General features: G+C 71.1%; 11 protein-coding genes and 1 pseudogene. 5 read left to right on the top strand and 7 right to left on the bottom strand.

Features of this window, described 5'->3' with window-relative positions; all coding sequences use genetic code 11:
- Positions 1-25: 25 nt before the first annotated feature.
- Positions 26-1,741: a SulP family inorganic anion transporter gene (locus tag OG373_RS39635; protein ID WP_405443742.1), complete on the bottom strand. Its 1,716-nt coding sequence runs from the start codon at positions 1,739-1,741 to the stop codon at positions 26-28.
- 59 nt (positions 1,742-1,800) lie between these two features.
- Complete coding sequence (ppk2, locus tag OG373_RS39630) at positions 1,801-2,595, bottom strand: polyphosphate kinase 2 (protein ID WP_405444365.1); 795 nt, start codon at positions 2,593-2,595, stop codon at positions 1,801-1,803.
- A gap of 177 nt (positions 2,596-2,772) precedes the next feature.
- On the opposite strand from ppk2, the gene OG373_RS39625 reads away from it, so the two are divergent.
- Entirely contained in the window at positions 2,773-4,455 is a 1,683-nt protein-coding gene (locus OG373_RS39625) for a GAF domain-containing protein (RefSeq protein ID WP_405443741.1), read from the top strand.
- Positions 4,456-4,463: 8 nt separating this feature from the next.
- On the opposite strand, the gene OG373_RS39620 is transcribed toward OG373_RS39625, so the two are convergent.
- Positions 4,464-4,967 (bottom strand): pyridoxamine 5'-phosphate oxidase family protein, encoded by a 504-nt coding sequence (locus tag OG373_RS39620; protein ID WP_405443740.1) that lies wholly within the window; start codon positions 4,965-4,967, stop codon positions 4,464-4,466.
- 99 nt (positions 4,968-5,066) lie between these two features.
- A complete protein-coding gene (locus OG373_RS39615) occupies positions 5,067-5,423 on the bottom strand; it encodes an STAS domain-containing protein (RefSeq protein WP_405443738.1) in 357 nt (118 codons plus the stop codon).
- Between the two features lie 262 nt (positions 5,424-5,685).
- On the opposite strand from OG373_RS39615, the gene OG373_RS39610 reads away from it, so the two are divergent.
- On the top strand, positions 5,686-6,393 hold the full coding sequence (locus OG373_RS39610) for a response regulator (RefSeq protein WP_397731992.1): 708 nt from the start codon (positions 5,686-5,688) through the stop codon (positions 6,391-6,393).
- Between the two features lie 90 nt (positions 6,394-6,483).
- Here the strand turns inward: OG373_RS39610 and OG373_RS39605 are convergent, their stop codons facing one another.
- Positions 6,484-7,359, bottom strand: coding sequence for a universal stress protein (locus tag OG373_RS39605; RefSeq protein WP_405443736.1), 876 nt, complete (start codon positions 7,357-7,359; stop codon positions 6,484-6,486).
- 238 nt (positions 7,360-7,597) lie between these two features.
- On the opposite strand from OG373_RS39605, the gene OG373_RS39600 reads away from it, so the two are divergent.
- From OG373_RS39600 to OG373_RS39590, 3 genes are all read left to right on the top strand, one after another.
- On the top strand, positions 7,598-9,958 hold the full coding sequence (locus OG373_RS39600; protein ID WP_405443734.1) for a phosphoketolase: 2,361 nt from the start codon (positions 7,598-7,600) through the stop codon (positions 9,956-9,958).
- Positions 9,959-10,229: 271 nt separating this feature from the next.
- Positions 10,230-10,874, top strand: coding sequence for a CBS domain-containing protein (locus tag OG373_RS39595; protein WP_405443732.1), 645 nt, complete (start codon positions 10,230-10,232; stop codon positions 10,872-10,874).
- Between the two features lie 119 nt (positions 10,875-10,993).
- On the top strand, positions 10,994-11,692 hold the full coding sequence (locus OG373_RS39590; protein WP_405443730.1) for a response regulator: 699 nt from the start codon (positions 10,994-10,996) through the stop codon (positions 11,690-11,692).
- Between the two features lie 16 nt (positions 11,693-11,708).
- Here the strand turns inward: OG373_RS39590 and OG373_RS39585 are convergent.
- Together OG373_RS39585 and OG373_RS39580 are read right to left on the bottom strand one after the other, a co-directional pair.
- Positions 11,709-12,475 (bottom strand): annotated as a pseudogene (locus OG373_RS39585) (sensor histidine kinase); the annotation flags it as partial.
- Positions 12,469-13,368 (bottom strand): universal stress protein, encoded by a 900-nt coding sequence (locus OG373_RS39580; RefSeq protein ID WP_405443728.1) that lies wholly within the window; start codon positions 13,366-13,368, stop codon positions 12,469-12,471. The pseudogene OG373_RS39585 and the gene OG373_RS39580, both read right to left, overlap by 7 nt.
- Positions 13,369-13,570 lie beyond the last annotated feature (202 nt).

Below are 13,570 nucleotides of genomic sequence, written 5' to 3'. Positions count from 1 at the left end.
GGGTCACCTCGGTCATCCGAACGGCTCAGCCGATCGCTTCCGGAGGAGCCGGACGGCCCTCCTCGCGGCTCCAGACCCGGTAGGCCTCCAGAGCCGTGGGCAGGGTGGGATAGATGCGGCCCGCGCCCACCGAGACGGTGAGCCCGTAGGCGTCCAGGTCCTCGCGGAGTTCCTGCTTGACCCGGGCCAGAACGAAGACGATTCCGCGGTGCTCCAGTTCCTGGCGGAGTTCGTCCACGGCGTCCAGGGCGGTGATGTCGACCTCGACGTTCGCCTCGGTGTTGAGGACGAACCAGCGGGCCGGCGGACTCTGGGCGTCGACGGCCGCCAGGGCCCGGCGGAGGAAGTTCTCGGCGTTGGCGAAGAACAACGGTGAGTCGTAGCGGTAGATCAGCAGCCCCGGAACGGTCCGCGCCGTCGGGTAGTCGTCCACGTCGTGCATGCCGGCGAGCCCGGGCACCATGCCTTCCACGGCATCGTGCGGACGGGCCACGCGGGCCAGCAGCTCGACGACGGACAGCGCCACGGCGACGAGGACGCCGTAGAGGATGCCGAGGGCCAGCACACCCGCGAGACATCCCAGGGCCAGCAGGAATTCGCGTCGCCGGAAGGCCGCGAGGCGCCGGAACTCGCCCACCTCGATCAGGCGGACGGCGGCGTAGACGACGATGGCACCGAGGACGGCGCTCGGGGTGCGGGCCAGCAGGGGGCCCAGGAAGAGCAGGACCAGCAGCACCGCGAGGGCGGCGAACAGGGAGTACACCTGGCTCCTGGCCCCCGAGGACCGGGCCAGGGCGGTCCGGCTGGCGCTGCTGCTGACGGGGAACCCGTGCAGGACGCCCGCTCCCAGGTTCGCCGCCCCCAGGGCAAGGAGTTCACGATTGGGGGCCAGCGCTTGCGGATCCGCCCGGCCGGCGAAGGCGCGGGCGGTCAGGATCACGTCCGAGTATCCGACCAGGAGGACGCCCAGCGCCGGGAGCACCAGCTGCGGCAGGTCGCCGAGCGGCGGAAACTCGGGCAGCGGCAGCCCGGAGGGTACGGGTCCGATCACGGGGATCCCGTACCTGTCGTCCAGTCCGAACACCGCCACCACGGCGGTGGCGAGGACCAGGGCGAGCAGGGGACGCGGAACGAGGCGCCCGTACCTCGGCAGAGCGAAGAGCACGACGAGGACAGCCGTGGCCAGGCAGACGGTCGGCCAGTGGACGTGCCGGAGGTTCAGGACGAACGAGGACAGCTTCGGCAGGAAGTCCGTGCCTGTCGTGCCTGCTCCGGTGAGCCTCGTCAGCTGGTCGACGACCATGATCAGGGCGACACCCGCGAGGTAGCCGACGAGTACGGGCCGTGAGAGCAGGTCCGCGAGGAAGCCCAGCCTCACGGCCCAAGCCACCAGGCACAAGAGGCCTACCACCACGGCGAGGGCCGCCGCGAGCACGGCGTACCGGCCCGGGTCCCCCGCGGCGAGCGGTCCCAGAGCAGCGGCGGTCATGAGCGCCGTGGTCGACTCGGGTCCGACCGACAGCAACCGGGAGGATCCGATCAGGGCATAGAGCACGATGGCGGGCAGCACGGCCCAGAGCCCTGCGACGGGCGGGAGCCCGGCCACCCCCGCGTACGCCATGACCTGGGGCACCAGATAGGCGGCGACGGTGACACCGGCCAGCGCTTCCCGACCGAGCCAGGACCGGTCGTACCCCTGGAGGCCGGGAGGCATCAGGGACCGTCTTTCACGCACGGACATCGGGCTCCTCACTGACGGCGCGGCGCCTCCGGCAGCGCGCACCGGGCACCCGCCGCAATTCAGTCGTTCCCGAGAGTGGCCGCGTGGTCGGGCACGGCGGTCTGAAGCTCCTTGGACGGTCGTTCGTAGCCCGTGGAAGCGGGACGGGGCGGCAGGGTCAGCGACGGCAGGGCCACGTCCGTGTAGGGAACCGAGGACAGCAGATGGGCGGTCATGTTGACTCTGGCGCTGCGCTTGTCGTCGCTCTCGACCACATACCACGGGGCGTCCGTCGTGTCCGTGTGGACGAACATCTCGTCCTTGGCGCGGGAGTACGCCTCCCAGCGCGTCAGGGACTCCAGATCCATCGGAGAGAGCTTCCAGCGCCGCAACGGGTCCTCCGCACGGCGGCGGAAGCGTTCCTCCTGGACCGCGTCGCTCACGGAGAACCAGTACTTGCGGAGCAGGATCCCGTCCTCGACCAGCATCCGCTCGAAGGCCGGGCACTGGCGAAGGAAGCGCTGGTGCTCGGCCGGCGTGCAGAAGCCCATGACATGTTCCACGCCGGCGCGGTTGTACCAACTGCGGTCGAACAGAACGATCTCCCCGGCGGCGGGCAGGTGCTCGACGTACCGCTGGAAGTACCACTGCGTGCGCTCCCGCTCCGTCGGAGTGGGCAGAGCCGCGATGCGCGCGACGCGGGGGTTGAGGTGTTCGGCGACGCGCTTGATCGTGCCTCCCTTGCCCGCCGCGTCCCGGCCCTCGAAGACGACGACGAGGCGCGCGCCTTCCGCCCGCACCCATTCCTGGAGCTTGACCAACTCCGTCTGGAGCCGTAGCAGCTCGCTCTCGTAGACCGCCTTCTTCAGACCCACGGCCGTCCCCTCCTCCTCGTCGTCGTCCAGTGCTGAGATCAAGTCAGTCACGGCAGCCATCCGCGCGCAACGATGTCCTGCGGGCCGGGGCGTGTCGCTACGCTGGCCCCCGGACGGCAACGGCAGGCGGAGGGGAAGCGCGTGAGTGTGGGGGATCCGTTGACGCAGGTGCCGCGGATGCGGCTGGACGAGCTGCTCCACGAACTCCAGGTGCGCATCGACGCGGTGCGCGGCACCCGCGACCGGGTGCACAGCCTGCTGGAGGCGGTCGTATCGGTCGGGCGGGAGCTCGATCTCGCCCAGGTCCTCCGGCGGATCGTGGAGGCGGCCGCGCTGCTCGTCGACGCCGAGTACGGCGCGCTGGGCGTCATCGGCCCCGACGGGCGGACGCTCTCCCAGTTCCTCACGGTCGGACTCACCGAGAAGGAGATCGCCGCGATCGGCCCGCTGCCGGCCGGCCACGGCCTGCTCGGGGAGGTCATCCACCACCCGGAGCCCCTGCGCCTCACCGACCTCGGCGCGCACTCCTCCTCCCACGGCTTTCCGGCTCACCACCCGCCCATGCGCACGTTCCTGGGCGTGCCGATCCGGGTCCGCGACGAGGTGTTCGGCAACCTGTACCTGACCGACAAGCGTGGCGGGATCGATTTCGACACCGAGGACGAGACGGTGATCTCCACCCTCTCGGTGGCGGCGGGCGTGGCGATCGACAACGCCCGGCTGTACGAGGGCTCGCAGCGCCAGCAGCGGTGGCTCAGGGCGAACGCGGAGATCACCGAGAGCCTGCTGTCCGGCAGTTCGCGCCCGGCGGTGCTGGAGCTCATCGCCCGCCGCGCGCAGGAGATCACCGCGGCGCGGCTCGCCGACATCTCCATGCCGGTGGCCGGAGCCGAGGGCCTGGTCGTCGAGTTCGCGGTCGGCGCCGACAGCGAGGCCCGGCTGGGCCTCGTCGTCCCCCTCGCGGGAACGCTCTCGGGAGCCGCACACCGGACCGGCCGGTCCGTTGCGTCCCTGCACGCCTGCGACGACGACCGGTTTCCGGCCGATGCCCAGGTACAGGACGGACTGGGCCCTGCGGTGGCGGTCCCCCTGGGCACCGCTGCCGGAGCGAGCAGGGGTGTCCTGCTGCTCGCGCGCCCGTGGGGAGAGCCGGCGTTCGGCGAGGGCGAGCTGGAGCCGCTCGTCGCCTTCGCCGGTCAGGCGGCGCTGGCCCTGGAGCTGGCGGAGCGGCGACGGGACGCCGAGCAGATCGCCCTGCTGGAGGAGCGCGACCGGATCGCCCGTGACCTGCACGATCTCGCCATTCAGCGGCTCTTCGCCACCGGTATGACGTTGCAGAGCGCCGCTCGTCTCGTCGAGCACGAGGGTGCCGCGGAGCGGGTCGGCCGTGCGGTCGACGACCTGGACGAGACCATCAAGATCATCCGGTCGACGATCTTCGGGCTCCGTACGAAGGACCGTGAGAGCGGCCCCGGTCTGCGGGCCCGCGCCGCCCGCGCCGTCGGCGACGCGGCCACGGCCCTCGGCCATCCGCCGCGTCTGAGCATGGAGGGCCTGCTCGATACGGACGTGCCGCCGCAGATCGCCGACCACGTCATGGCGGTGCTCGGCGAGCTCCTGAGCAACGCGGCCCGCCACGCGCGGTCGACCCGGGTCGGCGTGATCCTCAAGGCCGGACCGGGGGAGATCACGCTGACCGTCTCGGACAACGGCAGGGGCATTCCCGCGCAGGGACGCAGGAGCGGCCTGCGCAACCTCGCCGAACGGGCCGAGGGCTTGGGCGGAACCTTCACCGTCGATGCGCTCGAGGAGGGTGGCAGCAGGCTCGTCTGGCGGGCGCCGCTGCCCACCGGGAGCTGACGCCACGGTCACGACCGGTCCCGGGGAACGACCGGCGCGGGCCGCGTTCCCTCCGCCTCCAGCCTGAATCCGGTGACGAGATCGGGGCGGATCCGTAGAGCGCCGGCCATGGGCTGTGCCACCCAGGGGCGCAGAAGTTCCGCGTAGCGGTCCAGTGCGCCGGCATCGGCCACCGGGCTCGCGTACCCGGTGACGACCACGCTCCACCCGAGGTGCGTGTCGGGGTCTATGACATCCGCTTCGTAGGCGACCACCAGACCGGGAACGTCGGCGGGTGCCACGAGGGAGGCGAGCGCACCGTCGTCGTGGATCCGGATGATGATGTCCCCGTCCTCGACGAGGTGGTTGACCGGACGGACGGCGGGCAATGCGTGCTGCGTGAAGACGATGCGTCCCAGGGACACCGTCGCCACCAGCCGGAGCGCCTCGGCTCTGTCCAGCTCCCGCATGCGCCGGGCAATCGTCCTATCACGCACATGGCCGTCGGCGTGCAGTGTGCCGTCCTGGTCCATGATGCGCACCTTCGTCCAGTTCCAAATCGGTCCTTACGGCTTTCGATTCACCAGCCTCCCTCTCGATCCGGCTAGGGAACCAGGGCCGAACGGTCCACATCAGGGCTCCGGATGCGGACGACGCCACGATCGCCTGACGACGAGCCGAAGCTCTCTGTCGGCACCGAGCACCCGCATGGACTTGATCACCGGGGGCGGCACATCGCAGAGGAGGAGCCGCGTTCCGGCCGTACGACAGCGGCGGTTCAGACGGATGAACAGGTCGATTCCGGCGCTGTCGCAGAAGGTGAGGCCACACAGGTCCAAAACCAGGTTCCGGTGGCCGGCTCGTGCGAGTTCGTGGAGGCGCGGCTCTACTTGCTCTGCCGTGAAGAGGTCGAGCTCGCCGGACAAGGTGACTTCCAGACCGCGGTCATCACGAGTCATGGCCCTCAGGTCGATCAAGGCGGTCGTCATCGGATCCTCCGCGCTGGATGCGGCTCCGTCGAGTCGCGCCGTCCCCGTGCGCAATCAGTTCATCCGGTGGCGCGTGCACCCGGGAAGGTCCGGCAGGCCCTCCGGACAGGGCCGAAGGTCCCTCTTCAGAGGGCCGACCGGGCCCCCCGCCGAGCCGGGCACGGACCGATGAGGGCCGATCGGCCCTGTCCGTTCGGCCCCTCCGGGAGGCAGGATGCCGATGTCCGTGCGCACCGGACGAACCCGGCGAAGGAGTTGCGTCATGACCGACAGCGGTGCCCTCACCCCTGCGAAGACGCCGATCACGGTCTTCCTGCTCGACGATCACGAGGTCGTGCGCCGCGGGGTGCACGACCTGCTGGACGCCGAGCCCGATCTCACCGTGGTCGGCGAGGCGGGCACGGCGGAACAGGCACTGATCCGCATTCCCGCGCTGCGCCCCCGGGTGGCGGTGCTGGACGTCCGGCTCCAGGACGGCGACGGGGTGAGCGTGTGCCGTGAGCTGCGTTCGCGGATGCCCGAGCTGGCCTGCCTGATGCTGACGTCGTTCGACGACGAGGAGGCACTGCTGGACGCCGTGATGGCGGGGGCCTCCGGATACGTGCTGAAGCAGATCTCCGGTACCGACCTGGTCACTGCCGTCCGTACCGTGGCGTCAGGTCAATCCATGCTGGACCCGGGTGCCACGACCCGGCTCATGGCCCGGATGCGCGGCGACGTACCCGAGGAGGAGCAGGTCCCCGGTCTGCCGGGCTTCACCGACCGGGAGAAGGAGATCCTCGTCATGGTCAGCGAGGGACTCACCAACCGGGAGATCGGCAAGCGGATGTACCTCGCCGAGAAGACGGTGAAGAACATCATCTCGCGGCTGTTCGTCAAGCTGGGTGTGGAGCGTCGTGTCCAGGCCGCCGTCATCGCCAGTCACGCGCTGACCCCTCCGGGCCGGTACCCGTCGCCGGCCGCCGAATAGCGGATGTCGTGGCGGGTGGGCAGGGCGGGGTGCACCGTACAGTCGCGCACCCCGCCCCCGACCCTTCCCGCTCCCGCTCTCCCGGCCGGGTCAGTGGTGCGGGACCACCGCGACCGGGCAGGCCGAATGATGCAGGACCGCATGGGCCACGGACCCGATGCGCGTCCCCACCGACGACTCGCGCACCTTGCGGCCGACGACGAGGAGCTGCGCGTCCGACGACGCGGTCAGCAGTACGTGGCCGGCGCTGCCCCGCTCCACGTGCTCGACGACGTCCACCTCGGGGTACCTCAGCCGCCACGGCTCCAGCGCCTGCTGCAGCGCCGCCTTCTCGTACGGTTCCAGACCGCCGAACTGCTCGGCGATCCACATCGAGCCCGGGCTGTAACCGTAGACCGGGGGCAGGCTCCAGGCGCGGACCGCGCGGAGTCCGGCCCTGCGTGCTGCGGCCGCCTCGAAGGCGATGCGCAGTACCTCGGAGGACTCCTCCACGCCGCCCTGCTGGCCCACGACGACCTCGCCCTGCTCCGGCAGGGCCACCGGCCTGCCGTGCGCGGAGCGTACGGAGACCACGGGGCACTCCGCGGCGGCAATCACCTGCTGACCGTACGAGCCGAGCAGGAAGCCGGCCAGGGCGCTGTGCCCGCGGGTGCCGAGAACGAGCAGCTCCGCTCCCTTGGCGGCATGCAGCAGAGCCGGCACCACTGCGTCGGAGAGGACTTCCGCGGTGACGGTGAGCCCCGGGTACCGGTCGGTGAGCTCTCCCTCGGCCTCCTTCAGGATGTCCTCGGCGCGCCGGGCCTCGGTACCGCGGTCCTGGACGAGCGGGAGGGCGAGCGGCTGCCACAGCCAGGCGTGGACCACCCGCAGGGGCAGGTCGCGCCGTACGGCTTCGCGAGCGGCCCAGTCGGCCGCGGCCCGGCTTTCCGGGGATCCGTCCACTCCCACGACGAGGGTGCGCTTCACAGGTCTGTCCTCCGTACTGATGCCGGGGCATCGGGGTCGGCCGGCAGGGGGAGCGGCACCGACCGGGGGAGCCGGCGCCGCTGAACCCACCTTCGCCGCGGCGGTCCGTGCCGTACAGGGGCCGACAGTCCCTCCCCGAGGGCCGGTCCTCCCCTCGCGGACGGAAGCCCGGCGAGTGCAGAGTGTCGGCATCGGCTCAGTCGACGAACGTTCCGGACCGCCGCACGGAGGAGCGGACATGACCGCGTACCCCATCTCGGAGCTCGACGCCCACTGGCGCGCAGCCAACTACCTGGCAGTCGGCCAGATCTACCTCATGGACAACCCTCTTCTGGCCGAACCTCTGCGCCCGGAGCACATCAAGCCCCGGCTCCTCGGCCACTGGGGCACCTCCCCCGGCCTCAATCTCGTGCACACCCACCTGAACCACGTGATCAAGGAGCGATCCCTCGACGCCCTCTGCGTCTGGGGTCCGGGCCACGGCGGACCTGCCGTCCTGGCCAACTCCTGGCTGGAGGGCACGTACACGGAGACCTACCCCGGCATCACGCGGGACGCCGCGGGCATGGGCACGTTGTTCCGGCAGTTCTCGTTCCCGGGCGGCGTACCGAGCCATGTGGCACCGGAGACGCCGGGCTCCATCCATGAGGGCGGCGAGCTCGGGTACGCCCTGTCCCACGCCTACGGTGCCGCCTTCGACCACCCCGGGCTGCTGGTCGCCTGCGTGATCGGCGACGGCGAGGCGGAGACGGGCCCGCTGGCCGCGTCCTGGCACGCGAACAAGTTCCTCGACCCGGTCCACGACGGCGCCGTTCTGCCGATCCTCCACCTGAACGGCTACAAGATCGCGAACCCGACGGTGCTGTCCCGGATCCCCGAGGCGGATCTCGACGCACTGCTGCGCGGCTACGGCCACGAACCCCTTTACGTCACCGGCAGCGACCCCGCCCTGGTGCACCAGGCCATGGCCCGCGCGATGGAGCACGCCCTCGACCGCATCGCCCTCATCCAGCGGGAGGCCCGGACCGCCGACACCGACTCCGGCCGGGAATACCCGCGCTGGCCGATGATCGTCCTGCGCACCCCCAAGGGGTGGACCGGACCGGCGACCGTCGACGGCGACCCCGTCGAGGGCACCTGGCGGGCCCATCAGGTCCCGCTCGCCGGGGTGCGCGAGAATCCCGGGCACCTGAGGCAGTTGGAGGACTGGCTGCGCTCGTACCGGCCCGAGGAGCTCTTCGACGCCGACGGGCGCCCCACCCCGCAGGTCCTCGCCCGTGTCCCCGAGGGCGACCGCCGCCTGGGCGCCGTCCCGTACGCGAACGGTGGCCGGCTGCTGCGGCCGCTGCCGATGCCGCCGCTCGCCGCCCACGCCGTCCCCGTCGACAAGCCGGGCAGCACCCTCCACGAACCGACGCGCGTCCTGGGGCACTTCCTCACCCGGATCATGCACGACACCGCCGAGCGGCGGGACTTCAGGGTCGTCGGACCGGACGAGACCGCCTCCAACCGCCTCGACGACCTGTACGAGGCGACCGGAAAGGCCTGGCAGGGCAGCACGGAGGGCACGGACCGCAATCTGTCCCGGCACGGCCGGGTCATGGAGATCCTGTCCGAACACGTCTGCCAGGGCTGGCTGGAGGGGTACCTCCTCACCGGCCGCCACGGCCTCTTCTCCACCTACGAGGCCTTCGCCCACATCGTCGACTCCATGGTCGGCCAGCACATCAAGTGGCTGAAGACCTCGCGCGAGCTGTCCTGGCGGGCTCCGATCGCCTCCCTCAACTACCTGCTCACCTCACACGTCTGGCGCCAGGACAACAACGGCTTCTCCCACCAGGACCCCGGATTCGTCGACCACGTCCTCAACAAGAGCCCCGAGGTCGTACGGGTCTACCTGCCGCCGGACGCCAACACCCTCCTCGCCGTGGCCGATCACGCCCTGCGCAGCCGCGACCAGGTCAACGTCATCGTCGCCGGAAAGCAGCCCTGCTTCGACTGGCTGCCGATCGACGAGGCCCGCATCCACGTGACGCGCGGCGCCGGCGTCTGGGAGTGGGCCGGCACCGACCACGGATCGCGCGAACCGGACGTCGTACTCGCCTGCGCCGGCGACGTGCCCACCATGGAGGTACTGGCCGCCGCGGCCCTGCTGCGCGAACGCCTCCCCTCGCTGGCCGTCCGGGTCGTCAACGTCGTGGACATCGCCCGGCTGATGCCCCACGAGGAACACCCGCACGGCATGACGGACACCGAGTACGACGCCCTCTTCACCACCGACCGGCCGGTGATCTTCGCGTACCACGGCTATCCGTGGCTCATCCACCGCCTCGCCTACCGCCGCACCGGCCACCCGAACCTGCATGTGCGCGGGTACAAGGAGTCCGGCACGACGACGACCCCCTTCGACATGGTCGTGCGCAACGACATGGACCGCTACCGGCTCGTCATGGACGTCATCGACCGCGTCCCCGGCCTCGCGGGCCGCGCCGAGGGCCTGCGCCAGGCCATGACCGACCAGCGTCTACGCCACCACGACTGGATCCGCGAGCACGGCACCGACCTGCCGGAGATCGCCAACTGGGCCTGGCCGTACTGATCGGCCCTGATTCACTCGCTCGCGTGGTCGGGACAGGCCCTTGGGTCCCCCGGAGCGGTTTCCGGAGGCCGGTAGGCCCATGCCTGGCAGGAACCGGGCCTCCGATACTGGAAGAGGACTCGAAAGAGGAGGCTCCGTGACCACCCACTCCCCCACCCGGATCGCCGCCGCGCCGCCCCCGGAATTGCGCACTCGGCAGCTGGACCTCGCCCGGGAGGTCGACTGACCAGGGCTGCGGTTCGGCCCCCGTGCCAGCACGAAGGAGCACACCATGCCCGCGTCCCGGTACACCGTCAGCGACGTCATGAGCCACACGGCCGTGGCCATCGGCCGCGAGGCCTCGTACAAGGAGATCGTCGAGCTGATGCACCAGTGGAAGGTCAGTGCCGTCCCCGTCCTGGAGGGCGAGGGCCGCGTCGTCGGGGTGGTCTCCGAGGCCGATCTCCTGCCGAAGGAGGAATTCCGGCAGGACGACCCGCTCCTTCCGGAGCAACTGGAGGAGGCTTCCAAGGCCGGGGGCGTGCTGGCCGAGGAGCTGATGTCGAGCCCGGCCGTGACCGTGCACCCCGACGCCACGATCGCCGAGGCGGCCCGCGTCATGGCCCGCAAGCGCGTGAAGCGTCTCCCCGTCGTGGACCGCGTGGGCATGCTGGAAGGGGTCGTGAGCAGGAGCGACCTGCTCAAGGTGTTCCTGCGCCCGGACCGGGAGATCGAGGAGGAGATCCGCGACGCGGTCCTCGCCGAGCTCGTTCCCCCGGTGCGCCTGGCGGTCACGGTCCAGGACGGTGTCGTCACCCTGCGCGGATCCCTGCGGAACCGCGCCCTGGTACCGCTGACGGCCCGCGCGATCCGCGCCGTCGAGGGCGTCGTGGACGTACGGATGGAGCTGGACGGAGCCGAAGGCGCGGCGGCCTGAGGCCTTCCCCGGGCGCGGGCACCGCTCGGGGCCGGCGCTGAACCGCACGGTGCTTCCGCCCGGCCCCTGAGACAATGCGTACGAGACATACGCAGAGCGGATCGACCACGGGGGCGTACATGTCCGACGCACCAGCACCCTCCGTCTCGCCCGGGGCGCCCATCAGGGTCTTCCTCCTGGACGACCACGAGGTCGTACGCCGCGGCCTGCACGACCTGCTGGACGCGGAGCCGGACATCGAGGTCGTCGGCGAGGCCTCCGGCGCCGAGCAGGCGCTCGCCCGCGGGCCGGCGCTGCGCCCGGACGTCGCCGTGCTCGACGTCCGGCTGCCCGACGGCGACGGGATCACCGTCTGCCGCGAGCTCCGTTCGCGCATGCCGGAGCTGGCCTGCCTCATGCTGACCTCGTTCGACGACGAGGAAGCACTGCTCGACGCGATCATGGCCGGCGCAGCCGGCTACGTCCTCAAGCAGATCAAGGGCTCCGACCTCGTCTCGGCGGTACGGACGGTCGCCACGGGGCAGTCCATGCTGGACCCGGCGACGACCGCCCGCCTGATGCACTCCCTGAGGGACCCGGAGACGGCCAGGGCCCCCGAGGACGCCCGGCTGGCCGCCCTCTCCGAGCGGGAGCGTTCCGTGCTCGAGCTCATCGGCGAGGGCCTCACGAACGCGCAGATCGCCAAGCGGCTCTACCTTTCCGAGAAGACGGTCAAGAACCACATCTCGCGGCTGCTCGGAAAGCTCGGGGTGGAGCGCCGGGTACAGGCCGCCGTCATCGCCGCCCAGGTTCAGGAGCACGAGAAGGGTCAGCACTGAGGACTGTCGTGGACCCTCAGCGGGGCGGTTCGGGACGCGACCTCGACAGCGGGATCCGCCATTCCAGCTGCGTCCCCCGGCCCCTCTGATCCAGCTGTGTCCCCTGGCTCCTGCGACCACTCGGACCGCTCGCCGACACCGACAGTTCGCCGCCGAGCCGCTCGGCCCTCTCCGCGAGATTGCGCAGCCCGCTGCGCCGGCCGCCCTCCGGGATACCGATCCCGTTGTCGGCGACCGTCACGGTGAGAGCGCCTCCGGCGGCCACGATGGAGACCTCCGCCCGGGTGGCCCGGGCATGGCGGACCACGTTAGGCCCTCCATCCGCAGGGCCGGCGCGAAGCCCAGAGCCGTCGCGGCCGCGTCCACGGCTTGGACGACCCGCAGCCGGAGCTTGGGCGCCGCTCCGGGCACCTCCCGCTCCCGGAGCCCGAAGATCATCGAACGGATAATCTTGATGGTGGCGTCCAGGTCGTCGATCGCCCTGGCCAGCCTTTCAGCCGCCTCCGGGTGCTCGACGAAGCGCTGGGCACTCTGCAGCGTCATCCCTGTGGCGAAGAGCCGCTGGATCGCCAGGTCGTGCAGGTCGCGGGCGATGCGGTCGTGGTCCTCCAGGAGGCTCATCTGCTCGGCGTCCCGGCGCCGGTCGGCAAGCTCCAGGGCAAGCGCCGCCTGCCCGGCGAAGCCGGGCAACGCGGCCACCGCCGCGGCGGAGAACGGCGAGCGGCCCCGGCGCCTGGCCAGCATCAGAACACCGGCCAGCTGTTCCGCGGTGGCCATCAGGACCCGCTCCCGTTCCGGTCGGCGGTGCGCGGGATGAGCAGCACGGGGCAATGGGCGTGGTGCAGGAGGCTGTGGGTGTGCCACCCGAGGGTGGGCCCCATGGCGTCGTGCGAGCGCCGCCCGCCCATGACCAGCAGGTCCGCGTGGTGCGACGCCTCGACGAGTGCTCCGGACACCGAGACGCTCTTCTCCGCGTCCGCCTCCACGGTCAGGTCCGGGAACTCGTCACGGATCCGGTCCGTCACCGCGGTCAGGTGCCGGACCTGCTCTCCGGCGATCTCCTCGACGTCATCGAGCATGGTCACGACGCTGCCGACGGACTCGAGGATGTTCCAGATGTGGAGGAGCCTCAGCTCGGACTTGCGGATCCGGGCTTCGCGCGCCGCGTGGCGGACGCTGTCCAGGTCGTGCTCGTCACGGACGGCGGCGAGCACCACACCGGTCGTCACGTCGCCGGTTCCCCTGACCACGACGACGGGCGTCTTCGCCCCTGCGGCGACCTTCAGCCCGACGGAGCCGAGCAACAGGGAGTTGAATCCGCCCAGACCCCGGTTGCCGACCACGATCGTGCCGCGCCGAGCAGCAGACCGGTGCAGGCTGATGGCGGGTGCACCGAGGCTGAACTCGGTGGTCACGTGCAGGCCCGGATGCAGCCGCGCGACCGCGGCGGCGGTCTCGTCGAGCAGGTCACTCCCGGCGCCACGGCCACGTTCGATGGTGTCCGCCGAGATGTACAGGTCCCGGCCCTCGGTATCGGCCGCGTAGACGATGTGCAGCGGGCTTCCACGGCGATCGGCTTCGGCCGCCGCCCACAGGGCTGCCCGACGGGCAGGCTCCGAACCGTCGACGCCGACGACGACACTGCCGAATTCCGAACCGTTGACGGTGCTGTTCATGATTCCTCCTCGCGCAGGGACCACTCGGGGTCGTCTCCCACGCTGACACCACAGCCGCGGCTCGCAGAGGGCCACTCAGGACCGTCGTGGGACCAAAGGTCCCTGTCGTCGGCGCACCCTGCGCGCAAACGTCCCCGCCGAGTGGTCCGACCGGCCCCTTCCGGGACCCGTTCGGCCCTGCTCAGCACCGTGTCGGCCGACG

This window comes from Streptomyces avidinii, assembly GCF_045161815.1.
GTDB classification, from domain to species: domain Bacteria; phylum Actinomycetota; class Actinomycetes; order Streptomycetales; family Streptomycetaceae; genus Streptomyces; species Streptomyces avidinii.
Note: the sequence above shows the minus strand (reverse complement) of the source record. Positions and strands in the feature narration are given on the sequence as shown.

Excerpts from the sequence above, each read along its gene's own strand:
- OG373_RS39635 (WP_405443742.1), bottom strand. The coding sequence starts at position 1,741 with ATGTCCGTGCGTGAAAGACGGTCCCTGATGCCTCCCGGCCTCCAGGGG.
- OG373_RS39625 (WP_405443741.1), top strand. The coding sequence starts at position 2,773 with ATGCGGCTGGACGAGCTGCTCCACGAACTCCAGGTGCGCATCGACGCG.
- OG373_RS39620 (WP_405443740.1), bottom strand. The coding sequence starts at position 4,967 with ATGGACCAGGACGGCACACTGCACGCCGACGGCCATGTGCGTGATAGG.
- OG373_RS39615 (WP_405443738.1), bottom strand. The coding sequence starts at position 5,423 with ATGACGACCGCCTTGATCGACCTGAGGGCCATGACTCGTGATGACCGC.
- OG373_RS39610 (WP_397731992.1), top strand. The coding sequence starts at position 5,686 with ATGACCGACAGCGGTGCCCTCACCCCTGCGAAGACGCCGATCACGGTC.
- OG373_RS39600 (WP_405443734.1), top strand. The coding sequence starts at position 7,598 with ATGACCGCGTACCCCATCTCGGAGCTCGACGCCCACTGGCGCGCAGCC.
- OG373_RS39595 (WP_405443732.1), top strand. The coding sequence starts at position 10,230 with ATGCCCGCGTCCCGGTACACCGTCAGCGACGTCATGAGCCACACGGCC.
- OG373_RS39590 (WP_405443730.1), top strand. The coding sequence starts at position 10,994 with ATGTCCGACGCACCAGCACCCTCCGTCTCGCCCGGGGCGCCCATCAGG.
- OG373_RS39580 (WP_405443728.1), bottom strand. The coding sequence starts at position 13,368 with ATGAACAGCACCGTCAACGGTTCGGAATTCGGCAGTGTCGTCGTCGGC.